Below are 24,614 nucleotides of genomic sequence, written 5' to 3'. Positions count from 1 at the left end.
AGAGAAGATTTTTCATATACGAATGATAATATGTCTTTAAAAGGAGAATTGGTATGGAGAAAAAAATCCTGGTTGTAGATGATGAGAAACCAATTGCAGATATCCTGCAGTTCAATTTAAAAAAAGAAGGTTACGATGTTTACTGTGCATATGATGGAAATCAGGCGGTTGAAATGGTCGAGGAAGTACAGCCTGATTTGATCTTGCTTGATATCATGCTGCCTTTGCGCGATGGCATGGAAGTCTGCCGCGAAGTCCGCAAGAAGTATGAGATGCCAATTATCATGTTGACGGCAAAGGATTCAGAGATCGATAAGGTTCTCGGCCTTGAGCTTGGAGCAGATGACTATGTCACGAAGCCGTTCAGCACGAGAGAATTGATTGCAAGGGTAAAAGCGAATCTTCGCCGCCACCAGGCGAATGCAGTCAAAGAGGATGAGCAAGAGGAATCAAATGAAATTAGTGTCGGTTCTTTAACGATCCATCCGGATGCTTACGTTGTTTCCAAACGAGGAGAAACAATTGAATTAACGCATCGTGAATTCGAACTGCTCCATTATCTTGCCAAGCATATTGGACAAGTCATGACGAGGGAGCATCTTCTTCAAACGGTTTGGGGTTATGATTATTATGGCGACGTTCGTACCGTTGACGTTACTGTAAGACGTCTTCGTGAAAAAATCGAAGATAATCCTAGTCATCCAACGTGGATCGTGACAAGACGAGGAGTAGGCTACTATTTAAGAAACTCTGAGCAGGAGTAAGAACAGGGATGAAAAAAGTCGGTTTTTTTCGCTCCATACACCTTAAATTTGTGCTTATATATGTCCTGCTTATTCTCGTAGCGATGCAGATCATCGGAGTTTATTTTGTCCGCAAGCTCGAGACGACCCTCATTACGAACTACCAGGAATCTGTAAAATCCCGTGTCGACCTGCTGGTTTATGATATCCAGGAAGAACTTGTCAAGGAGCGCGGGAAAGAAGATCCTACTAAAGAGGAAGCAATCAGACTGATTTTAAAAGATTATAGGGCCACTGATATTTCAGAAATCCGGGTAATCGACGGGAGCAGCTTTAAGATCCTTGGGACATCTAATTCTAGCAATCAGGGGCTGGTTGGCCAGAGGACACCTGATGCCATGATTAAGCGTTCAATCATCTTGGACGCAGACGAAGACGTAATCCAGCTGGATCGGAAAACGGGAGAGAGGGTTTGGGTTCTGTCAACACCAATCATGCATAATAGTGAAGCGATAGGTGCTGTCTATCTTGTAGCCCAGATTAATAATATTTTTGAGCAGATGAATGATATCAATAAAATCCTTGCTACCGGTACGGCTATTGCGTTGGTTTTCACCGCGATTCTTGGAATCTTACTGGCACAAACAATCACCAGGCCGATATCCGATATGCGCAAGCAGGCGCTGGCGATGACACGCGGTAATTTTTCCAGGAAGGTTAAAGTGTATGGCTACGATGAAATTGGTCAACTCGCGATTACTTTTAACAATCTGACGAAGAAGCTGCAGGAGGCTCAGGCCACTACGGAAGGCGAGAAAAGAAAGCTCAGCTCCGTTATTTCCTATATGACGGATGGCGTCATTTCAACTGACCGCAAAGGGCGGATCATCCTGATCAATGATCCTGCTGAGCAAATGCTGGGTGTTTCACGTGAAACAGTGCTTTCACAGCCTTTGGTTTCCGTACTTGGATTGGATGAAAATTATAGCTTTGAAGATTTGCTTCAGGAAAAAGACTCTATCATCCTTGATTACAGTACGAAACGTAAACCATTTATCCTTCGTGCGAATTTTTCGGTTATCCAGAAGGAAAGCGGCTTTGTAAATGGATTGATTGCGGTTCTTTATGATGTTACTGAACAAGAAAAAATCGATTTGGAAAGACGGGAATTCGTTGCGAATGTATCCCATGAATTGCGGACTCCGCTGACAACTATGCGCAGTTATTTGGAGGCATTGGCTGATGGTGCATGGCGTGATGAGGAGATTGCCCCGAACTTCCTGGAGACCACCAGAGGAGAAACAGAGCGGATGATCCGTCTGGTTAACGATTTGCTGCAGCTTTCCAAGCTGGACAGTGTGGATTACCGTCTTTCAAAAGAGTGGGTGGACTTTCCGGTGTTCTTTAACCGAATCATTGATCGGTTTGAAATGACAAAGGAACAAAATGTAGCCTTTGTAAGGGAATTACCCAGTGAAGCCATTTTCGTAGAAATAGACGAAGACAAAATCACCCAGGTGCTGGACAATATCATTTCCAATGCAATGAAGTACTCACCAGAGGGCGGGACGATTACATTTAAGGTAAAAGAACTGGATGATCAGATTGTCGCAAGTATCTCAGATGAAGGTGTCGGCATTCCTAAGGATAATCTTGATAAAATTTTTGATCGTTTCTACCGAGTCGATAAGGCCAGGACACGAAAACTTGGCGGGACTGGTCTTGGACTGGCGATTGCCAAGGAAATGGTCAATGCCCATGGAGGAAAGATATGGGCGGACAGTGTGGAAGGGAAAGGAACAACCGTTCAGTTCACTCTTCCTTATGACCGGAGTGCAGAGGATGATTGGTCATGACATATGAAAATATAAAAACTGTTATTTTAACATTTCTCGTAGCATTAAGTGGTTTTTTAACATGGAATATCTGGACTTATCAGCCGGCCTATGAGCTAGTCAATAATCAAAGGACGGTAGAAGAAGTGAATATAGCCACTCAGAAGGAACTGAAGAAAATAGTCAAGCCACATCAGGTTATTTATCATGTGGGAGGCAAGCAGTTTGGGTCTGTGGATAATGCTTATATTGATGGGGTTATTGGTGTTATTGCAAAGTGGAAGTATTTTGATGTCGAAAAGTATCCTGGACGGGTCACTGAATTTAATGAGAAAATCGTCCAGGGAGACAACACCGAAATAATTTTTCCAGATGAGGTTCCTATCGAACTCTATAAAAGGGTATTGAATATTAACGAAAAGGATATCCCGAAATTTGATTTCGACCGGATTATCATCAATTCCGAGACACAGCAAAAGCAGGAAGGAATTGTCTACTTTTATTCGCAAAAAAACCAGGAAGTCTATGTCAGCAATGTCAGTCCAACCTATATAAATGATTTTACTGACAAATTCTATGAGTCTTCCAGAAGGCTGACTTCGTATTTCCTTTATACGGTATCTGATATCAAGAAGATCTATTTACCAACTGAAAAAGTTGAGATGGTCATGCACACTTATTATCAAAATCCTCTGGATTCAGACCTGTTCAAAGAAGCTCTTTTCACAGATCCAAGCTTTGTACAGCGAAGCGTGGTGGATGGCATTGAGGAATATACCGATGATGCCAGCAAAATGATTGTGGATACGCAGACAAATATGATTAACTATGTGAATCCTGTCCGGAGTGGGGATTCGGTCATCGGTACGAACAATGTTTTACAGAAAAGCATTGAGTTTGTTAACGAGCATGGCGGCTGGACGGAATCGTACCGTTACGTGTATAAGGACGATTTTAGCCAGAATGTCCTTTTCCGTCTGTACAGCAAGGAAGGATATCCTGTATTCAATCAGATCGGCATGTCGGAGATTTACCAGCAGTGGAGGCAATCGGAAATCAGCCGATATGTACGCCCTGGATTCCATCTGGAGCTCCCTTTGAATCCAGAAGTCGTAACGAAAACACTGCCATCCGGTTATCAGGCACTTGATTATCTTCAGCGAAAAAAAGATTTTAAACCAGCTTTGCTGCAGAATATGATGCCGGGTTACTATATGACGCAAGGGCCAGAGAATTCAGTGATTCTTCTTGAGCCAGGATGGTTCTATCTGTATGACCAGGAGTGGCGGCAGCTTATATGGGAGGAGGAATTGAATAATGGATTGGAGTAGGATTAAGACAATCTTTATTCTGACGTTCCTCGTCCTCGATATTTACCTTGTATATCAGTTCATGAATACGAGGGATGCAGCACAGTATGAAATCCCTCAGGAAGCCCCGCTTGAGGAAAAACTGAAGAATGATGATATCAGCTACGGTGAACTTCCTGAGGCGAAAAATAAAGAACAATATCTTAGCGTAAGGGCAAAGGTATTCACCACTGAGGAAACAGAGAAGTTCAAGGGACAGTCTATCAGTCTCGGGGATGGTACATCAATTGAAGCCAAGCTCGAAAAACCGCTGAAATTGACGAGTAAATTCCAGCCCGCTGAACTGTCTGCCTTTATAAAAGCGAATATTTTTGCCGGAGAGCAGTATAAGTTCTGGAGCAAAAATGATGAGGCCGGAACGATTACGTATTATCAGGAGCATAACCAAAAAACGTTTTACTATAACAGCAATGCAAAATTGACTTTCTATTTTAATGAAGATCTTGAAGTGACTTCGTACAAGCAGACCTATTTGGAAATCATTGATGAACTTTCGGATGCAGAGGAATTGCTGCCGCCGCTGAGAGCGCTGGAAACCCTCTATAAAAAAGGTTTGCTTAAGCCCAAAAGCAAAATTACCGACTTTGAACTGGGATATTCCACGCTGGTATCCCTGACAGCTTCCCATGTGGTGACGCCTACTTGGAGAATTGAAGTCAACGGCAAGGAAAACCTGTTTGTACATGCATTCGAAGGTCGGGTCATCCCATTGACAGACGGAGAAAATAAAACGACGGAGTGAAGAGATATGAGTCTGCATTTTAGTGTTCTCGCCAGCGGGAGTACGGGAAATGCGATCTATGTGGAGACGGAGGGCCAATCCTTTTTGGTAGATGCCGGATTGAGCGGCAAACAGATGGAGGCTTTATTCAAGCAAATCGGCCGCGACATGAAAGACCTCTCTGGTATATTAGTGACGCATGAACATAGCGATCATATAAAAGGCATAGGAATCGTTGCCCGTAAATATAAACTGCCAATCTATGCAAATGAAAAGACGTGGAAAGCGATGGACGGATTGATTGGGGAAGTCCCGCTGGACCAGAAGTTTTCTTTTAACATGGAAAGTGTCAAATCATTCGGCGGATTGGACATCGAGTCTTTTGGCGTTTCACACGACGCAGCAGAGCCGATGTTCTATGTATTCCATAAAGACGGCAAAAAATTGGTGCTGATTACTGATACAGGCTATGTCAGTGACAGGATGAAGGGAATCATCTCGAATGCTGATGCGTATGTGTTCGAGAGCAACCATGATGTCCAGATGCTGCGGATGGGAAGGTATCCATGGAGCGTCAAGCGCCGGATCCTGAGTGATTACGGCCATGTTTCGAATGAAGATGCCGCAGTCGCAATGAGCGAAGTAGCAGGAGATCAAACTAAACGGATTTATCTTGCCCATTTGAGCAAGGATAACAATATGAAGGACCTTGCAAGGATGTCAGTCGCGCAAACGTTAGAAGGCAAGGGAATCATTGTAGGCGAACAGTTCGATTTGATTGACACGGATCCAAAGACTCCGACGCCTCTTACTGCCATTTAAAGCGTTTATGGAAATAGATTTATAGGTAAAGGAGTAAAGGCATGAACGGCGTCTTTACTCCTTTTTCAATTATTAAAAAGGCTTATGATTTAGAAATTATCATGACAGGTAGTATAATATTTTGTATAAAAATGATTGTATTTATTGGTCAATGAAAGGATTGGTGGACTTTGGGTTATTACGATGATCAGGATTATCAAGGCAGGTATAAACCGCAAAACGGCAGGAAAGGCGGCTTTTTCTGGGCCAGCCTGGCAGGCGCAGTCATTGGGGCGTTATTGGTGATTTTCTCGATTCCCCTGTTATCGAACTTGGATGTGCTGCCATATAAGATTCAACCAAATAATCAATCAGCCGTAACAGATGAACAGAAGTCTGAAGACGATAAAGAAGATATTACTGCGAAAAAAAATGTTTCGATTGATGTTTATTCCCAGATTACCGATGCTGTCGACAAGGCCGGAGATGCGGTTGTCGGCATCACGAATATCCAGGAAAGCACGAACTTCTGGGGACAAACCCAGGAAGCAGGCGGAACAGGGTCAGGCGTGGTTTATAAAAAGGCAGGAGATAAAGCCTATATTGTCACGAATCATCATGTTGTTGCAGAGGCTTCTGAGCTTGAGGTCAGCCTTAGCGACGGGACAAAAATCCCAGCCAAACTTTTAGGAAGCGATATTTGGACGGATCTGGCGGTGTTGGAAGTGCCTGCGGAACAAATAAAGGTCGTAGCTGAGTTTGGGAATTCTGAGAAGCTGAAGCCTGGTGAACCCGTCATCGCCATCGGAAATCCGCTGGGCCTTACTTTTTCAGGATCCGTTACTCAGGGAATTATCTCAGGCCTGGAGCGTGCCATTCCGGTCGACGTCAACCAGGACGGGACTCCTGACTGGCAGGCTGAAGTGCTTCAGACAGATGCAGCCATCAATCCTGGCAATAGCGGCGGAGCCTTGATCAATATCGAGGGACAGGTCATTGGCATCAACTCGATGAAAATTGCCCAGAGTGCTGTAGAAGGAATCGGATTATCGATTCCTATCAATTACGCCGCTCCCATCATTGATGACCTTGAGAAGACCGGTGAAGTGAAAAGACCATTCATGGGCGTCGAATTGGCTTCTGTTAATGAGATTTCATCCTATCATCAACAGAATACATTGAAGCTTCCTAAGGAAGTGAATTATGGTGTTGCGGTCAGAGGCGTTGAGCCGAATTCCCCAGCAGACAAGGCTGGCCTGAAGGAATATGATGTCATTGTCGAAATGGACGGCGAGGAAATTCGTGATGTCGTCGATTTGCGAAAGCATCTGTATAACAAAAAGAAGGTCGGCGACGATATGCAGGTCAAGTACTACCGAGATGGCCAGCTGCAAGAAACAACAATGAAGCTGGGCGGAGAAACTTTATAGTCGTTGTCAATAAAAACAGGAGGCGAAAGCTTCCTGTTTTTTATGTTAAAATGGTCCTTGTGGATAAATTTAATAATGAATTTAAGCAAATGATAATCTTATAAAAAGAAGCAGAAAGGAAGAGAAAAATGAAGTATTGCTGCGCTGAACATGTAGAGTTGGCACTGGATGAGGCAGTTGATGAGTTTGAAGCTGCGCCTCAATTAACGAAGATAGAGGTTGTTGATAAGTCGGGGTTTGTCTGTGGATACTGTGGACAACCTGCTATATATATTGTGGCGAACGAATGATCGCCTACTAAATGTGGATATCGGTGTGAATATGTGGATAACTATTGTGGATAGATTGTTTGTAAACTGTTTGTAATCTGTTTGTAAAGTGGGGATGCCTGTGAATATCTCAATCGTGACGGTTGGCAAATTGAAAGAAAAATACCTCAAACAGGGAATAGAAGAATATCTTAAACGACTCGGAAGCTACGCAAAAGTAGACGTTTTCGAAGTGCCAGATGAAAAAGCGCCGGAGGAATTAAGTGATACTGAAATGGCCCATGTCAAGCAAAAAGAAGGAGAGCGCATCCTCTCTAAAATTGGCCAGGATACCTATGTCATCGCCCTGGCCATTAACGGCAAGCTGAAATCCTCCGAAGAACTTGCAGACAGCCTGGACAAACTCGCCACCTATGGGAAAAGTAAAATCGCCTTTGTTATCGGCGGGTCTCTGGGACTGAGCGATGAAGTGTTGAAAAGGGGGGATGAACAGTTATCTTTTTCAAAAATGACCTTTCCACACCAGCTGATGAGGCTGATATTAGTGGAACAGATTTATCGTGCATTTCGGATTAATCGGGGTGAACCGTACCATAAGTAAATGAGGTTTTTTAAGAGCTGTCCAATAAGCCTTTTTGAAGTGAATTTATGCGAAATTGAAAAGCAGAAATGTTGTTAAAACAACGTTTCTGCTTTCGCTATTTCTGCATTTTTTGTTAAATCCCTTTTTAAACGAAAATTTATATACATCGGAAGTTTATATACGAATTATATAGAAATAAGTGAGGCAACTGTATGTCCAGATCACATACATATGTTTGGTAAGTATTCTATCGAAGTAAATTGTATTTGCTTTTAAGGGTTATTTAAAAGGAAAGAGTAGCCCGATGAATTTCGGTCGACATAAAAAAGTAATTCAAGAGTACATATGATACCTGCAGCTCAACATCCTTTTTCAAGTGTCCTAACTACAGCTATACAGGTTTCAATTAGGCAGTTCACTTTCTATTTCTACCACTTTTCAATTTGAATTGTCATATGATGCACGTTAAATTCATCATGAAGTAATGTTTGAATTTTACGCAATACGACCTGTTCATCTACATCTTGTCCTACGCTTACGTGACATGTTAATGATGGAAAATCAGATGTAATAGACCAAATATGAAGGTCCGTTACTCTTATTACTTCTTTTACAGATAATAATTTTTCTTCAATTTTGTCTTTATTTAAATCTTCTGGAGCACCTTCCATTAAAATATGAAAAGAGTCGCGCGTTACGCGATATCCACTAATAATAATTAAAATAGCCACAATGATACTAGCAATTGGATCGGCTAGATTCCATTGGAAAAATAAAATAAGTAATGCAGCTGTAATCGCGCCAACAGAGCCAAGAATATCACCAATAACATGTAAAAATGCACTCTTTACATTTAAATTTTCATTATCGCCTTGATTTAAAATAAATGCCGCCGCAATATTTACCACTAGACCGAGAACAGCTACTATTAGCATGCCTGTACTCGCAACAGTTGGAGGTGCTGAAAAACGTTTTACAGCTTCAAAAAAAATATAGATAGAAATTGCAATTAACGTTAAACCGTTTATAAATGCTGCAAATATTTCAAAGCGTCGGTATCCAAATGTTTTTTGCCCTGATACAGCACGTTGACCAATAATAAGTGCTGCATAGCTAAGCCCTAATGCCGCAGAATCACTCAGCATATGCCCTGCATCTGATAAAAGTGCCAGGCTATTTGTCATAAACCCGCCAATAACTTCAACAATCATAAATGATGTTATAAGTAAAAACGTCCACATGATTACTTTTCGATTGTTATTTTCGCTTTGTTGTTGCCCATGATTATTATAATGCTCCATAATTTGAATACACCTTCCTTGACCTATTATATCCATTTTAAATGATTTCATTTATAAAGCCATTGTTCCAGGCCCTGCGCATATCACTGATTAATGTTCAAGTTGAAAATCCATTAGCCTACGACAATGCTTTAGATAACTCGCATATAACAGGGGATTATGAAGACTAGCTAGCTGCAAATGAAGCTTCGTTGGTTTTATCTTGAAGTGCTGTATAAAAACTGCCTTTAGCCATGTTAGGGTGAACCTTACCATAAGTAGTTGAGGTCTAGATGTGTAAAATAGTAACAATGCCAAATAAGCCAAGTTATGAATAATAACTCGGCTTATTTGGCCATCTATCTTGTTGCTCAAATGTTGTACCTGGGTTATTTTAAATAGATATCAACCCATTATCTGGATCTTTCTAATTCTTTATAAAGGATTTTTATAATAAATAGCGAAAGAATGGAACCTACAAGTAAAAGTGCCATATCCCACTGGGCATCCCATATGTCTCCCTGCATCCCTAAAAAATCTTTTGTGACTTTCCCTTCTTTCCCTATTTTTGCACTTGCCCACTCAATGATTTCGTAGAAAGCCCCGATTGCTAGGGTTATACATAAAGCAATAAAATTTGTGGTTTTACTTTTCGATAAAGCCGTTTTCCTTAATAATATCTCTATTATCACTATCACAATAGACCCCTTAAGAAAATGACCAAACCGATCGTAGTGGTTTCTCTGTAAATCAAAATAATCTTTGATCCATGTAAAGAGTGGAACTTTTGAATAAGAATAATGCCCCCCTACAAACGTCAAAATGACAAGAAAGGTAATGATGACATAGGAAACAGTGGTGAGGCGAAACTGATTATATGTTAATACTAAAAACAGTATTGCCAATATTGAAGGTAAAACCTCCACCAACAAAACCATATATCCTTCTTCCGGTTTAATCAGGGACCAAATAAGTACAAGTAAAACAACCAATAACAAGAAAAAATGAATCGAAGAACTATTCATTTTATGTGACATTCAAATCACTCCATGAAAAACAAGTTGCATTTAGTATTTGCTTAACATTTATGTATTATAGAAAATGGGATGAGTTTTAAATTATATAACCTCATGTAGTAGATTGCAGTGAACTATACCATAAAGGATTGGAGTTTTATTTTTAAAAAAAGTGCAGTTGCTGAATGTCACAAATGGGCTAGGGAAAATTCACTAAATATAAAATAAAGAAGGTAGGAATCCTATATGCATTCAATAAACAAGATAGGCAATAGTTTTTGGTATATCACTCCAGTTTCGCTGACCGACCGGCCAATTTTAGGGATGGTTGTGGGCAAGAAAAAGACCTTAATGATTGATGCAGGCAACTCGGAGGACCATGCAAATTATTTTCTGGAAGAACTTTTAAAAAGGGGAATCCCTGATCCTGATATGGTCGTTCTTACTCACTGGCATTGGGATCATATTTTTGGGCTTTCAGCATTCCCTAAAATAGTTTCTATTGCTTCCAAAGAAACGAAACAAGAAATGGAGAAGCTAATCCCGCTTTCATGGTCAGATGAAGCATTAGATGCACGAGTTAGGGAAGGATCGGAAATTGAATTTTGTGCGAAAGCAATCAAGGAGGAATTCCCGGATCACAGGGATATTACCATTGTCTTGCCGGATTTAACGTTTGAAAAACGCGTTGAAATCGACCTTGGGGGTGTAACTTGCGTCGTACAGCACGTTGGAGGAGATCACGCTGCTGATTCAGTAGTCGTGTATATTAAAGAAGAAAAGATCCTCTTTCTTGGTGATTGTATTTATCCAGATATTTTTTCCGAAAAACAAAACTACACAATTAATGAAACGATGCGTCTTTTGAATGAATTAGAAGCATTTGACGCAGAAACATATATACTTTCGCATCAAAGGGCTATTTCGAAAGCTGAATTTAATAAGGAAGCTGCTAAGCTAAGAACCATTGCCAAATATACAGATAGTTGCCTTGGTGATCGGCAAAAAATCATTGAAGAATACGAAAAGCATGTAAAAAGGGAACTTACAGAAGATGAAATAGAAACAATTGCCGACTTTGTAAATGGTTATTAGATAAGGATTCGGTCAGCAATGTAGGTATGAATATCGTTACTGGACAAGAGAGTAGTAATTGTACTGCTCTCTTTTTTATTGAGTTATAGGGATGGTTCATTAAGTTATTCACATTAAACACTTCCATTACATAATTTAAAGAATAGATTAATTACAATGGAGGTGAATTTAATGAAGGAGCCGACTATTATGTACCATGATAAAAGCCCCTTTATAGCTTATTATGAAAATGTGCTAAACGAGGAAGAATGTAAAGAACTGATAGATTTAGCCAAAGGAATACTAAAACCGTCAGCTGTTGTCGGAGACTCGAAAAAGTCATTTTCAAGTGCACGGAAGTCAGAACATGCCTGGTTACATCACAATATCAACGAAAATGTTCTGCACATATCTGAGCGGATTGCTTCCATTGTAGGGCAGCCACTTAATTATGCGGAGAAGCTGCAAATTGTCAGATATCAACCTGGTGGTAAGTTCAATACGCATTTGGATACTTTTCAATCCTCTGGCAAACTTGGGAGAGAGTACTTACTTAAAGGTGGGCAACGAACCTATACAGCACTTCTTTACTTAAATAGTGTGGATGCTGGAGGAGAAACCTTCTTTCCTGCTCTTTCTCTCGATATTACCCCAATCCAGGGAAACTTATTGGTTTTTGAAAATTTTAGTAAAGAAACAAATCAAGTCCATTTACTCTCAAAGCATGGATCCCGTCCTTTAATAGCTGGAGAGAAATGGATTGCGACCCTATGGTTTCGAGAAAAACCACAGTATTGAATATAAACTATAGAAGAGATACTGTGTCAAAACAGTATCTTTAACTTTTTTTGCCATTTTTAAGGCGAAGAAGGAGTAGGCTATATGGAGACAATTGCTTTTATAATCATCATACCTGCCGGGTCCGTTAGATTACGTCGAATTATGTCAGCGCTTGGTATATAACCTCCATCTTTAGCGGAAACTTACTAAAAGAGGACTATTGCCTGTATGATTTGGGGGTTATTTCATTGAGTTACCAGGATTATTGGAAGCAAATAACTGAAAAAAATGATGAGATGACAAAGTTAATCTCCTCATATTGGCATCAATACTCCGATATGGGGAACTGGCAGTTCTGGATGGTTTTGGCTTTTTTGCTGCTGCCATTGATCTTATTGTATTTTTTACTCGATCGAAAAAGATTATTTGAGATTTTTTTCTTTGGTTATACGGTTCATATCCTATGGACATACGTCGAACAGGTCCTTGCAAATTACAGTCATTTTATTCATACATACTTTCTCTCGCCCTGGTTCCCTCCAGCTCTTAGTATGACAGCCTCTGCATTGCCAGTGGGTTTTTTGCTTGTATATCAATATTGTACGAATCATCATAAGAATTTTTATGTTTATTCCGCGTTGCTAAGCGCTGTTTTTGCATTTGTCTTTGCTTCTTTCGAAAAGTATATGGGTTTGGTGAAAATCGAGAGAGGCATGCATCAATTTTATATTTTTCTTATAGACATCGCTATTGCGTACACTGCTTATTGGTTTACAAAGTTTATGCTGAAATTCAGGGATAAATGAACGAGGAGTTAATCCAACTACAACCTCTAGCAGAAAGGCCGGTTCTCTTACGAATCCGTCCTTTTAATATAATCGGACAATCCCCTGGGAAATTCACGGAAGGGCAGTGGGAGCAGATAATGGAATACATAAACCTGTTGTTATAAACCAATTCAATTTTACGATTTCTGTTTTCAAACAGGATAAATTAAACTAGCTGAACTATTTTATATAAGTTCGGCCTTTTCTTTGTATAAAACCAAAATGTTTTTTCCTGACCAAGTAATCGCTGTAATCTATACCCTTATGCTTTTTGGAGCTCTAACTATAGTTCTGTTATTTCAATATAGGCTCTTAAAATTCCCTTTGTGTAAACGGGGATTTATCGGGCTTTGGCGGCCAATAAAACCGTTGGGAAGACTTCACACTTTTTTACAGTGGCAAAATAGTTTATAATTATCAGTAAATAGTAGAAATTTTAATCCTCAAATCATTATAATAGATTATGTTACGGTTTTAACAAAGGCAGAAGGTGTGTCCCAATCCGACGCGCCTACTCAAATATATGGGACAAGGAAGGATAAAATGAGCAACGTACAGAAAGCTACAGACGTTATCTTAATTGGTGCCGGAGTCATGAGTGCGACGTTGGGGTCATTACTGAAAGAGTTAGCACCAGAGTGGGAAATCAAAGTTTTCGAAAAACTTCCTTCAGCAGGTGAAGAGAGCTCCAATGAGTGGAATAACGCGGGTACTGGACATGCAGCCCTTTGTGAGTTGAACTATACACCTGAAAAACCTGATGGATCGATCGATATAACTAAGGCCATCAATGTAAATGAACAATTTCAGCTTACAAGACAATTTTGGTCTTATCTTGTAAAGAGCAATTTAATTCGCAATCCCCAGGATTTCATTAGGCCGCTGCCACATATGAGCCTGGTAGAAGGCGAGAAAAATGTTACCTTCTTGAAAAAACGATTTAAAGCGCTTTCAGCTATTCCGATGTTTGAGGGAATGGAGTACTCAGAGGACCCAGAGAAGCTCAAGGAGTGGATTCCTTTAGTCATGGAGGGCCGCACATCTAATGACCCGATTGCAGCAACCAAAATTGACTCGGGAACAGATGTTAACTTTGGCGCCTTGACGCGGATGTTATTTGAGCATTTGGAGAGCAAGAATGTTGAGATTAACTATAAGCATAGTGTGAAGGATATCAAACGTGCCAGCGATGGGACATGGGAAGTCAAGGTGAAAAACCTTGATAGCGGCAAAGAGGAACTCCATAAAACCAAGTTCGTCTTCATCGGAGGCGGTGGAGGAAGCCTGCCATTGCTGCAAAAAACAGGCATTCCTGAATCAAAGCAGATTGGCGGATTCCCTGTGAGCGGCTTATTCTTGGTTTGCAACAACCCTGAAGTTGTCGAGCGACACCACGCAAAAGTTTATGGAAAAGCGAAGGTGGGAGCACCACCGATGTCTGTGCCGCACCTGGACACAAGATTCATCGATAACAAAAAGTCCTTGCTGTTTGGACCTTTTGCAGGCTTCTCGCCTAAATTCCTGAAGACAGGATCTAATTTGGATTTGATTGCTTCTGTAAAACCGAATAACGTCATGACTATGCTTGCTGCAGGAATGAAGGAGATGGCTTTGACGAAATACCTGATTGAACAAGTGATGCTTTCCCATGAAAAGCGCATGGAAGAACTGCGCGAATTCATTCCGAACGCCAAGAACGAGGACTGGGGAGTCGTAGTCGCGGGACAACGTGTACAAGTCATCAAAGACACAGATTCCGGCAAAGGCACACTACAATTCGGCACAGAGGTCGTAAGTGCTTCGGATGGCTCTGTTGCTGCATTACTGGGAGCATCCCCTGGTGCATCAACTGCTGTAAACGTCATGCTTGAAGTGCTGGAAAAATGCTTCCCAGAAAAAATGTTCGAATGGAAAGATAAAATTAAGGAAATGGTCCCTTCGTATGGAGTATCTTTAGCGGCCAATCCCGAACTATTCCATGAAATCCATGAATCCACAGCACAAACGCTGGGATTGAGCGATAAAGAGCGAGTTTACAGCTGATTTATTTTAAATGGATAATAAATCAAAACCTTCAATCCAGGGTGGGATTGGAGGTTTTTTTGTTGGTTAGAGATTAATCAGGCATTTGCCTGGGAGGGGGGATAATTGGGATATACGTTCGTTATTTTGACAGGTTTGTGGGTGATGGGCGGAAAGTTGTCAAGAAAGCGTCGTTATTTTGACAGGTTTGCAGTTGATGAGCGGAAAGCTGTCAAGAATCCGTCGTTATCTTGACAGGTTTGCGGGTGAAGAGAGTAAAGCTGTCAAGAAACGGTCGTTATTTTGACAGGTTTGCGGGTGAAGAGAGTAAAGTTGTCAAGAAAGCGTCGTTATTTTGACAGGTTTGCGGGTGAAGAGAGTAAAGCTGTCAAGAATTTTGACAGGTTTGCGGGTGAAGATCGTAAAGTTGTCAAGAAACCCTCGTTATTTTGACAGGTTTGCAGGTGTAGAGAGTAAAGTTGTCAAGAAACCCTCGTTATTTTGACAGGTTTGCGGGTGAAGATCGTAAAGTTGTCAAGAAACCCTCGTTATTTTGACAGGTTTGCAGGTCTAGAGAGTAAAGTTGTCAAGAAAGCGTCGTTATTTTGACAGGTTTGTGGGTGATGGGCGGAAAGTTGTCAAGAAACCATCGTTATCTTGACAGGTTTGCGGGTGGCGAGCATAAAGTTGTCAAGAAACCCTCGTTATTTTGACAGGTTCGGAGATGGAGAGCGTAAAGCTGTCAAGAAAGCGTCGTTATTTTGACAGGTTTGTGGGTGAAGAGAGTAAAGCTGTCAAGAAACGGTCGTTATTTTGACAGGTTTGCGGGTGAAGATCGTAAAGTTGTCAAGAAAGCATCGTTATTTTGACAGGTTTGCGGGTGGCGAGCGTAAAGCTGTAAAGAAAACCTGTCAGCCCACAAAAAAAACCGCTCCACTGCCATCAATCCAGGCAGTAAAGCGGCTTCCTATTAGTTACGAATCAAGTAATCAAACGCACCTAATGCTGCGGTTGCACCTGATCCCATTGAAATGATGATTTGTTTGTATGCACTGTCCGTGCAATCGCCAGCAGCGAAAACGCCAGGCAGGTCTGTGGCACCTTGCTTGTCTACGACAATCTCACCGAAGCGAGTGCGTTCAAGCGTGTCACCGAGCCATTCTGTGTTTGGTACGAGACCGATTTGTACGAATACCCCTTGTAATTCAACATGGTGTTCTTCGCCTGATGCACGGTCAATGTACGTAATACCGTTCACTTTGTCAGTTCCGGTAATTTCGCTTGTTTGTGCGTTTGTCACTACTGTGACGTTTGGAAGGCTGTGCAGGCGATCTTGTAGAACAGCATCAGCTTTGAGTTCAGGATTGAACTCGATCACTGTTACATGCTTTACGATACCTGCAAGGTCGATTGCTGCTTCAACGCCAGAGTTTCCTCCGCCGATGACAGCTACATCTTTTCCTTCGAACAATGGTCCATCACAGTGAGGGCAGTAGGCAACGCCTTTGTTCTTGAATTCAGCTTCTCCTGGTACGTTGACATTGCGCCAGCGGGCACCAGTCGAAATGATGACAGTTTTACTCTTCAGGACTGCACCATTTTCAAGTTCCAGCTCGATAAGGTCTTTTTTCTCCAGGCGTGTGGCACGCTGAAGGTTCATGATATCGACGCCATACTCTTTCACATGCTCTTCAAGGCTGGCAACAAGCTTAGGGCCTTCAGTGTGCTTGACACTGATGAAGTTCTCGATGCCTAAAGTATCCATTACCTGGCCACCGAAGCGCTCAGCAACGATCCCTGTACGGATGCCTTTTCGCGCTGCATAGATGGCTGCACTTGAACCAGCTGGTCCGCCGCCAACAACAAGGACATCATAAGGATCTTTGTCCGCCAATTCGGAAGCATCTGGACCAGAACCCAATTTTGCAAGAATCTCCTCAAGGGACATACGTCCGCTTCCGAATGGCTCGCCATTCAGGAATACCGTTGGTACGGCCATGATATCCTTGCTTTCAACTTCTTCCTTGTACGCTGCACCATCAATCATGGTATGTGAAATGCCAGGATTCAAAGTGCTCATCACGTTCAAGGCTTGTACTACATCAGGGCAATTGTGGCAGCTAAGGCTGACATATGTCTCAAAACGATATTCGTCCTTGATCGCTTTAATTTGGTCAATGACTTTCTGATCAACTTTTGGCGCTCTGCCGCTGACCTGGAGCAGGGCAAGGACTAATGAAGTGAATTCATGTCCTAAAGGAATGCCCGCAAAAGTCACTCCAGTGTCTTCACCGACACGGTTGACACTAAAGCTAGGTGTTCTATTTAATTCGGCATGCTCCACTTTAATATGGGATGACATTGTTGCCAATTCATCGACTAAAGCCAGCATGTCTCGTGATACATCATCCGATCCTGCGCTAACTTTAAGCAGCACATCGCCCTCCATCATTTGAAGATATTGGGCTAATTGTGCCTTAATTTCTGCATCTAATAACATGGGAGTGTTCCCCTTAAATCTTTCCTACAAGATCAAGGCTTGGCTTAAGAGTTTCGCCGCCTTCTTTCCATTTAGCAGGGCAAACTTCGCCTGGGTTGTTGCGTACATATTGAGCTGCTTTCAGCTTGTTTACTACCTGGCTAGCGTCACGGCCGATTCCGCCTGCGTTGATTTCAACAGTCTGGATAACGCCGTCTGGATCGATGATGAAAGTTCCGCGCTCTGCAAGACCATCTTCTTCATTCAATACATCGAAGTTGCGAGTAAGTCTTTGAGATGGATCGCCAATCATGATGTACTCGATTTTGCTGATTGCTTCAGAGTGGTCGTGCCATGCTTTGTGAGTGAAGTGTGTATCAGTTGATACAGAATATACTTCTGCTCCCATTTCTTTTAATGTAGCATATTCGTTTTGCATGTCTTCAAGCTCTGTAGGGCATACGAAAGTGAAGTCTGCTGGGTAGAATACAACTACGCTCCACTTGCCTTTGAAGTTTTCTTCAGAAACAGTGATGAATTCTCCGTTGTGGAATGCGTTTGCTGTGAATGGTAAAACTTGAGTACCGATTAATGCCATGATTAATTTCCTCCTTAAAATGGTTGAATTATTTTTGAAATAGTTTTCCTGAATGAATTCAGTTAACTATTCGGTAAACTAGAATAATTCTAATACAGTAACGATTATTATATAAAACTTATTAAGTGTCAAGTGATAAACACCGGTTTTTAGTTCTTAATAATTATTTCAAAAAAAAGATAGATTTATACAGCATTGCACTAGATTAGCTTGTCCAACTTTTCCTTGTGTAATGAATTCCTCATTGAACTTCTGTATAGTAATAAGTAGATGAAAAATTCTGAAAAGGAGGAATTAGATGGTCTCTATTGAGAATAAGCACCCTTTTCCTTATCCTTTTGGTGAACAGGATGTATATAGATATTCTAACAATGCGGTACCATTAAATCCACCAATTGCCATCGAAGTGACAAAATCTTATTTAGAGGACATCAAGCTGAAGAGAGAATTGCTGATAAATCACCCCAAACGCTGTTACCACTCCATGCCACATACATTGGATGCCCAGTGGGAAGTGTTGGATTTAATCCTGCACCAGCTGGCCAGTTTCTATCCTGAGAACTACCAGCTTGTTGCAAACAATGACCATTGGATTTTCACTAACCAGTTAACAGGTGAGAATCATTCCTTCATATTTGGAAATCAGGCAACACTGGACGTTGAACCGCTGGATTTTGTCGGCCGGCATGTGCAGGAAGATTTGATCCTGATGATGCAGCGGGACGGGGATTTATTTCTGGATGCAGGTCAGCTCTGCTTTCCAGCCAATTGGTCGTTGTATTTTGATGCTGGAATGTCGTTCAAAGAAATCCATACGCCAATTCCCGGGTTCAAGTATGGATCACTTGATGAGCGCATTCTCCAGTTTTTAATGAGAATCGAGGCAGGCAGTCCATGGTGGAGGAAAAATTGGTCACTTATGGCAGGGGACCGGCTGGATACCTCGCTTGAAACATTCGCTGAATGGGGCAAGGCCCGAAAAAATGTGACAAAAGAAAATGCAGGTGAACTGGTCCACTTGCGGGTAGAAGTACAGAAACTTTTCCGGCTGCCAAAAAGCAATGGGATTTTATTTACCATCCATACACATATGCTGCCCCTTGAATCACTCATCCAGCATACCCCATGGCTAAAGCAATTTTCGGCAATCTTGAAGGAACTTCCTGAATTCATCGCAGAATATAAAGGTATTTCCTTGTACCGGAACTCGGTCCTTGAATATCTGGAGGTGGAACTGAAAAAGAGATGAGTGAAAGCAGCTTTAAAATAGTGAGTGGGAAAAGAAAATTCTTGTTTTGTACGGATTCGGGGGGTGCCGGGGATTTTTACGACCTTTTACAACAGGCATTGTCTGAAAAAATCCCTTTTGATTTTCATATTTTCGCTGAGGGACAGGAACCCATGCTGAAAACCTGGTTCTGCACGCAAAAAATGGGGACCTACCTATACATATCCGGTTCGGCGGAATTTGTGAAAATGGTAAAGGAGCTGGCATTTGAAACAGGTTTTTCCGAACAGGAAATACAGACTGCAACAAAGGTTTTTTTACCGAAAAAATTAATATGCTGTACTTGTCATGGCGAGAATGAAGCCTGGGAAAACCAGATTGTCATATGCAGGCTCTGTGGGCAGGAACTCGAGGTTTCGGATCATTATTCCCGCCGTTTGGATGCTTACTTGGGATATGTAACGATCAAATGAGACAGGGGGACTGAGATTGCAGCAGGGCAATACAATACAAGTACGAGTGAAATCTATAAAAATGGAAACGGAAACCATTAAAAGGTTCACCCTGGAAGCAGTGAACGGCGTCAAGCTCCCGCTCTTTGGCGGCGGCTCCCATATAATCACTTATTTGCCGCAGCCTTCAGGCATAATGGAAAGACATTATTCAGTTTTTAACCTTTCAGAGCCAGGTGTCATGGAGATCGCCGTACGTCTGGCCGAGCCTTCAAATGGCGGCTCCGCTTACTGGCATCATAGTGTCATTGAAGGGGATATTGTTAAGATCAGTTATCCGAAAAACCATTTTCCAATGAGTTTTCAAGCTAAACACCATGTTTTTTATGCAGCCGGCATTGGGATCACGCCTTTTTTATCAATGATGGCTGAACTCGCCGAAAAGAACCAATCTTTCGAGCTGCATTATGGAGCGAAAACAAAGGAACAATGCGCTTTTTACAATGCGTTAAGGGAACGTTATCCAGAGCAATGCTATTTTTATTTTTCAGAGGATGAGAATTCTAATAGATTATCTCCAGCTTCTCTTCAAGATCACCGGATTGGGACCCATGTATATTTTTGCGGGCCTGAAAACATGATTGAAGAATTCACCGAAACGGCAAAAAGCTATGGATATCCTTCTTTCAATATTCATTTCGAGCGATTTGCTCCATCCGAGAATAGAGAAGCCAGGCCATTTACCGTGACTCTGCAAAATAGCGGAATGCAGCTGGAAATTCCAAAGGATCGTTCATTGCTGGATGTGATCCGTGAAAATGGAATCAATCTGCCTTTTTCCTGCAAGGTTGGCGGCTGTGGGACATGCGAAGTGAAAGTAGCAGAGGGGGAAGTCGCCCATTTCGATTCCTTCCTCACTGAAGAACAACAACGTACAAATCAGTCGATTCTATGCTGTGTTTCCCGGGGGGAAAGGCATTTAGTATTAGATTTATAGAAACTAGAAAACCGCACCTTATTCCAGATGCGGTTTTCTACTTGTTATGATTCTTGCTAGTATCAAGCTAATTCTGCTTTCTTTTCAGATTGGTCAACTACAGCGGCTCCTACGACGTCCCCGACGACATTGGAAGCCGTCCCGGCCATGCCGATGATCGCATCGACGCCAGCGATCAGTGCGATGACTTCAAGCGGCAGGTCGAACATCGTCAGTACCACTGACAGGGTGACAAGCCCTGCTGCAGGAATGCCTGCTGTTCCGATGGAAAGCAATGTACCAACAAGAATGATGGTAACGAAATCAACCAGCGAGAAATTGGCACCAGTGACATTGGCGGCAAAAACAATCGATGCACCCATTCTTAGTGCTCCGCCATCAGAGTTGAACACAGCGCCAAGCGGCAAACTGAAGTTCACCATCTTCTCGGAAATTCCAGCCTTTTTCGCACTTTCGATGGCTACTGGAAGGGAAGCGATGCTGCTCGAAGTAAAGAAAGCCGTTGTATATGCATCCTTCGTGTTCGCGAAAAAGCTCCTGACCGGGATCTTGAACAGTTTAAGAGTCCCGCTGTACACGAAAACCCAGAGGATGATGATTCCAATATAAAAAACCGCTGTAAATTCCAGTAGTGACGTTAATGTATCCCACCCTTGTGTGCCAAAAGTGGATGCGCTGATGGCAAAAATACCGATCGGTGCGTAAAGAAGGATTCCCTTTAAAATCCTGAAGAACAGCTCATTGGCTGCCTCAAGGAAAGTTTGCAGCTGTACCCCGTATTGCTGGGTTTTCTCCTCACCGGAAAACCTCATTCCTGAAATCGTGAAGCCGATGATGATCGCCAGAAACAGAATCGCCATCAAGTTCCCGGTTGTGAAAGCTGAAAAGAAATTATCAGGGACGATGCTGAAAATGACATCAGAAATGGATGGTGTCGCAGGTTTCTCTACGGTCGTATTCGGGAGTGTCAAGGATTCCCCGGGATTGATCCATAACGCAAGACCCAGACCAATCAACACAGCCGCAGCAGTTGTTGCCCCATAATACAGGATCAATTTACCTCCGGTCCTGCCAAGCTGTGCAGGGTTCATTTGATTGACTGCCAGCACAACCGTCAAGAACACTACTGGAGTAGCAATAAGACTAAGAAGCTTGATCAACAGCGTGCCAAATGGCTTCAAGAACTCCGCATCAGCCCCCAGCAGAACACCAGCTAATATCCCCAGAACAAAGCCGATGGTCATTTTTAAAATAAATGATGAATTTTTGTATGAATTCCATAGATTCACTTTATGTACCGCCTCTTTTTGTGAAATTGTTTTTCTTATAACCCCTATAAGAATGAAGAAAATGCACTTAATTATAAACTACACCTGTTAACTGAAACAGACAATAGTGAAATTGGAAAGAGTGTCCAGAAAAGTAATGCTAGTTGAAGAATCGGACTTTGATGAATCTTTAATAAAAAAAGCTCGTTTTGTCTATTAACCAACTATTTTGGACATTTGTGTTCAATAATTCGGCGAGATTAGTCGGAATTTTTAGATAACTAATTGAAGGGAAATTTGAGAGATTAGTTAATTAGTAATAGGTAGGGGATTTATAGATACTTACTCACTCTTTTTACTGAAGGAGGTGCCAAATTTTAAGACAAAGGAGTGAGGTTTTATATTATTCAAAATTGAGAGGATGACGCTTAGGAATGAAGAGGTATTTCCCAAGGTTTTTACTCACGGTAGTAGCATTTGTTTTAATTTTATCAACATTTGGTTTTGGAGCAGCGGCAAATGAAGGAACAGCTTCCAGGGCGAAATTGACTGAATTGCCGTTAGCGGAATTGTTCGGGGATATAGAACTTTCCTCCAAACGGCCGACATCAGTCATTGTTGAACTGAAAGCAGAATCGATTGTTGAAGCGAAGCATAAAGGAAAGAAGCAAACGAAGGCGAGCCTGAAAACTGAAAGAAACAAAGTTATTGGAGCACTTAAGAACTCGGTGAAAGGGGCGGAAGTGAATAGGGAATACGATTATGTATTTTCAGGATTCTCAGCAAAGCTTCCAGCGAATGAAATTATTAAATTGATGGCGCTTCCTGGCGTCAAGGCGGTCTATCCGAATATTCATTACACTGCTGAAGTCATCTCTGCAGAGAAAGTTTCCGCGGAGGAATTCAGTCCGAACATGATGAACAGCGCTCCATTTATTGGTGCGAACGAAGCGTGGGATGCCGGGTACACAGGTGAGGGTGTGACGGTAGCAGTCATCGATACGGGTGTTGATTACACTCATCCTGATCTTGCGCATGCATTTGGTGAGTACAAAGGGCATGATTTCGTTGACGATGATAATGACCCAATGGAAGGTGCGGGCCAATATCACGGAACTCACGTATCAGGTACAGTAGCGGCGAATGGTGCGATAAAGGGGGTTGCTCCAGATGCGAAATTATTGGGCTATCGAGTTCTTGGTGCGGAAGGCGGTACAACAGAAGATGTAGTGGCAGGGATTGAAATGGCTGTTCAAGATGGTGCAGACGTCATGAACCTGTCTCTTGGAAACTCACTGAATAACCCTGACTGGGCGACTTCCATTGCGCTGGATTGGGCAATGGCTGAAGGTGTAGTAGCAGTCACTTCCAACGGAAACTCTGGTCCTAATAACTGGACAGTTGGATCCCCTGGTACCTCCCGTGAGGCAATTTCTGTAGGGGCGACACAATTGCCTTACAATCAATATAAAGCTTCAATCTCCACATCTGAGGGCGCGGATTACCCGACAGCTAAAGTTATGGGTTTCCCATCAGATAAAGAATTACTTGCATTGAATGATGATGAATACGAGTTTGTGTTTGTGGGAAAAGCCTACCCAGAAGACTTTAATGGCAAGGACCTTACTGGAAAAATCGCGTTAATCAGCCGTGGTGACTTAGCGTTCGTTGACAAAGCTGAAAATGCCAAAAAGGCTGGGGCAGTCGGTGCTATTATTTTCAACAATATTCCTGGTGAGCATGCGGATGTTCCTGGAATGGCCATACCGACAATTAAAACCGAACTTTCGGATGGCCAAAAGCTGCTTGAAGAATTAAAAGCAGGTAATAATAAAATTTCATTTAATATAGAGTTTGATAAGGAAATCGGCGAAACAATGGCCGCCTTCTCTTCCCGCGGCCCGGTTACCCTGACATGGATGATCAAACCGGATGTTTCGGCTCCAGGCGTGAATATCGTAAGTACTTACCCAGGTAATGGATACGCATCATTACAAGGCACGAGCATGGCATCTCCTCACGTAGCAGGTGCTGCAGCATTGCTGTTAGAAAAGAACCCGGAATGGAGTACCGAAGATGTAAAGGCTGCATTGATGAACACTGCAGCTGATGTCATTGACCCTGCTACGGGTAAAGTTTATGCCCATAACACGCAAGGCGCAGGAAGTATCCGAGTTGTTAATGCTTTGAATACAAAGACACTCGTCGCTCCAGGCAGCCACTCTTTCGGCAAGTTTGTGAAGGATAGCGGCAAGCAAGTTGAAAAGAATAGCTTTGAAATCAAAAACCTTTCAGGAAAAAGCAAGACCTATAGCTTTGATGTAGAATTTGCCGCAAATCCAGCTGGCATCAAGATAATGACAAGCAACAACCTGAAAGTGAATGCAGGCAAGTCCCAGCAAGTGAACTTCAATGTCCAGGTCGATACTTCAAAACTGGACCCAGGATATTATGAAGGAACCATTAAAGTCTCTGATGGGTCTGAGACATTTGACGTGCCAACGATCCTTTTCATCGGAGAGCCGGATTACCCTCGTGTAACAGGTGCATTCATGGATAAAGTCGATCATGGTTATTATGTTGGTGCCTATCTTCCGGGCGGGGCAGAAGTTTTAGAATATGATCTTTATGTGTTCAATCCAAATGGCACCATTGGTGGCTTTGTAGACACAATTGGCTCTTTCACGAATGCCCCGGTTCCATACCACGAATTCCTATGGGACGGCACAGTTCAAAATGGTATTGAACTTCCTAACGGAGACTGGGTGTTGGGAGTATATGTAGAACAAGCAGGAAAAGCAGAGTACAAAGCCTACCTTGTTACAAAGGAATAATTAAATT

22 protein-coding genes are annotated in these 24,614 nt (G+C 42.2%); 17 read left to right on the top strand and 5 right to left on the bottom strand.

Features of this window, described 5'->3' with window-relative positions; all coding sequences use genetic code 11:
• Positions 1 to 53 precede the first annotated feature (53 nt).
• From yycF to rlmH, 8 genes are all read left to right on the top strand, one after another.
• The gene (gene yycF / locus M3593_RS14645) at positions 54 to 764 is read left to right on the top strand and encodes a response regulator YycF (RefSeq protein ID WP_144479407.1); all 711 of its coding nucleotides are present in this window, start codon (positions 54 to 56) and stop codon (positions 762 to 764) included.
• 8 nt (positions 765 to 772) lie between these two features.
• Positions 773 to 2,599, top strand: coding sequence for a cell wall metabolism sensor histidine kinase WalK (gene walK / locus M3593_RS14640; RefSeq protein WP_251542430.1), 1,827 nt, complete (start codon positions 773 to 775; stop codon positions 2,597 to 2,599).
• Positions 2,596 to 3,909 carry a YycH family regulatory protein gene (locus M3593_RS14635; protein WP_251542432.1) on the top strand — a complete coding sequence of 438 codons (1,314 nt, stop codon included), beginning with the start codon at positions 2,596 to 2,598 and terminating at the stop codon, positions 3,907 to 3,909. The genes walK and M3593_RS14635 overlap by 4 nt, the downstream gene beginning before the upstream one ends.
• A complete protein-coding gene (locus M3593_RS14630) occupies positions 3,896 to 4,690 on the top strand; it encodes a two-component system regulatory protein YycI (RefSeq protein WP_251542434.1) in 795 nt (264 codons plus the stop codon). Before M3593_RS14635 ends, M3593_RS14630 begins: the two co-directional genes overlap by 14 nt.
• Before the next feature lie 6 nt (positions 4,691 to 4,696).
• On the top strand, positions 4,697 to 5,491 hold the full coding sequence (locus tag M3593_RS14625) for an MBL fold metallo-hydrolase (RefSeq protein WP_251542436.1): 795 nt from the start codon (positions 4,697 to 4,699) through the stop codon (positions 5,489 to 5,491).
• Between the two features lie 170 nt (positions 5,492 to 5,661).
• Positions 5,662 to 6,900: a S1C family serine protease gene (locus M3593_RS14620; protein ID WP_251542438.1), complete on the top strand. Its 1,239-nt coding sequence runs from the start codon at positions 5,662 to 5,664 to the stop codon at positions 6,898 to 6,900.
• A gap of 128 nt (positions 6,901 to 7,028) precedes the next feature.
• Positions 7,029 to 7,190 (top strand): CxxH/CxxC protein, encoded by a 162-nt coding sequence (locus M3593_RS14615; RefSeq protein ID WP_251542440.1) that lies wholly within the window; start codon positions 7,029 to 7,031, stop codon positions 7,188 to 7,190.
• 100 nt (positions 7,191 to 7,290) lie between these two features.
• Positions 7,291 to 7,770 carry a 23S rRNA (pseudouridine(1915)-N(3))-methyltransferase RlmH gene (rlmH, locus tag M3593_RS14610; RefSeq protein ID WP_251542441.1) on the top strand — a complete coding sequence of 160 codons (480 nt, stop codon included), beginning with the start codon at positions 7,291 to 7,293 and terminating at the stop codon, positions 7,768 to 7,770.
• Between the two features lie 410 nt (positions 7,771 to 8,180).
• Here the strand turns inward: rlmH and M3593_RS14605 are convergent, their stop codons facing one another.
• A complete protein-coding gene (locus tag M3593_RS14605; RefSeq protein WP_251542443.1) occupies positions 8,181 to 9,053 on the bottom strand; it encodes a cation diffusion facilitator family transporter in 873 nt (290 codons plus the stop codon).
• A 392-nt stretch (positions 9,054 to 9,445) separates the two neighbouring features.
• Complete coding sequence (locus tag M3593_RS14600) at positions 9,446 to 10,069, bottom strand: DUF2238 domain-containing protein (RefSeq protein ID WP_251542445.1); 624 nt, start codon at positions 10,067 to 10,069, stop codon at positions 9,446 to 9,448.
• Positions 10,070 to 10,294: 225 nt separating this feature from the next.
• Between M3593_RS14600 and M3593_RS14595 the strand changes: the two genes are divergently transcribed.
• From M3593_RS14595 to M3593_RS24045, 5 genes are all read left to right on the top strand, one after another.
• Entirely contained in the window at positions 10,295 to 11,143 is an 849-nt protein-coding gene (locus M3593_RS14595) for an MBL fold metallo-hydrolase (RefSeq protein WP_251542447.1), read from the top strand.
• 171 nt (positions 11,144 to 11,314) lie between these two features.
• Positions 11,315 to 11,920, top strand: coding sequence for a prolyl hydroxylase family protein (locus tag M3593_RS14590; RefSeq protein WP_251542449.1), 606 nt, complete (start codon positions 11,315 to 11,317; stop codon positions 11,918 to 11,920).
• A gap of 230 nt (positions 11,921 to 12,150) precedes the next feature.
• The gene (locus M3593_RS14585; RefSeq protein WP_144479385.1) at positions 12,151 to 12,708 is read left to right on the top strand and encodes a hypothetical protein; all 558 of its coding nucleotides are present in this window, start codon (positions 12,151 to 12,153) and stop codon (positions 12,706 to 12,708) included.
• Positions 12,709 to 13,272: 564 nt separating this feature from the next.
• The gene (locus tag M3593_RS14580) at positions 13,273 to 14,772 is read left to right on the top strand and encodes a malate:quinone oxidoreductase (RefSeq protein WP_144479383.1); all 1,500 of its coding nucleotides are present in this window, start codon (positions 13,273 to 13,275) and stop codon (positions 14,770 to 14,772) included.
• A 105-nt stretch (positions 14,773 to 14,877) separates the two neighbouring features.
• On the top strand, positions 14,878 to 15,006 hold the full coding sequence (locus tag M3593_RS24045; RefSeq protein ID WP_285848014.1) for a hypothetical protein: 129 nt from the start codon (positions 14,878 to 14,880) through the stop codon (positions 15,004 to 15,006).
• Between the two features lie 715 nt (positions 15,007 to 15,721).
• On the opposite strand, the gene ahpF is transcribed toward M3593_RS24045, so the two are convergent.
• Positions 15,722 to 17,251, bottom strand: a complete 1,530-nt coding sequence (ahpF, locus tag M3593_RS14575) for an alkyl hydroperoxide reductase subunit F (protein WP_144479381.1) — start codon at positions 17,249 to 17,251, stop codon at positions 15,722 to 15,724.
• 13 nt (positions 17,252 to 17,264) lie between these two features.
• A complete protein-coding gene (gene ahpC, locus M3593_RS14570) occupies positions 17,265 to 17,828 on the bottom strand; it encodes an alkyl hydroperoxide reductase subunit C (protein WP_144479379.1) in 564 nt (187 codons plus the stop codon).
• A gap of 298 nt (positions 17,829 to 18,126) precedes the next feature.
• On the opposite strand from ahpC, the gene M3593_RS14565 reads away from it, so the two are divergent.
• The 3 genes from M3593_RS14565 to M3593_RS14555 are packed head-to-tail and all read left to right on the top strand — an operon-like array spanning position 18,127 to position 20,505.
• On the top strand, positions 18,127 to 19,077 hold the full coding sequence (locus tag M3593_RS14565; RefSeq protein ID WP_251542451.1) for a heme-dependent oxidative N-demethylase family protein: 951 nt from the start codon (positions 18,127 to 18,129) through the stop codon (positions 19,075 to 19,077).
• A gap of 20 nt (positions 19,078 to 19,097) precedes the next feature.
• On the top strand, positions 19,098 to 19,529 hold the full coding sequence (locus tag M3593_RS14560; protein WP_251542453.1) for a dimethylamine monooxygenase subunit DmmA family protein: 432 nt from the start codon (positions 19,098 to 19,100) through the stop codon (positions 19,527 to 19,529).
• A 16-nt stretch (positions 19,530 to 19,545) separates the two neighbouring features.
• Positions 19,546 to 20,505, top strand: a complete 960-nt coding sequence (locus tag M3593_RS14555) for a PDR/VanB family oxidoreductase (protein WP_251542454.1) — start codon at positions 19,546 to 19,548, stop codon at positions 20,503 to 20,505.
• 62 nt (positions 20,506 to 20,567) lie between these two features.
• Here M3593_RS14555 and M3593_RS14550 read toward each other — a convergent pair whose 3' ends face one another.
• Entirely contained in the window at positions 20,568 to 21,794 is a 1,227-nt protein-coding gene (locus M3593_RS14550; protein ID WP_251542456.1) for a dicarboxylate/amino acid:cation symporter, read from the bottom strand.
• Positions 21,795 to 22,207: 413 nt separating this feature from the next.
• Here M3593_RS14550 and M3593_RS14540 point away from each other — a divergent pair, with 413 nt between their 5' ends.
• Positions 22,208 to 24,607, top strand: a complete 2,400-nt coding sequence (locus M3593_RS14540; RefSeq protein WP_144479371.1) for a S8 family serine peptidase — start codon at positions 22,208 to 22,210, stop codon at positions 24,605 to 24,607.
• The last annotated feature ends 7 nt before the right edge of the window (positions 24,608 to 24,614 follow it).

Source organism: Mesobacillus sp. MER 48, assembly GCF_023714225.1.
Taxonomy (GTDB): Bacteria; Bacillota; Bacilli; order Bacillales; family Cytobacillaceae; genus Mesobacillus; species Mesobacillus oceanisediminis_A.
The sequence above is the reverse complement of the archived record's forward strand: the minus strand, read 5'-3'. Positions and strand labels throughout refer to the sequence as shown.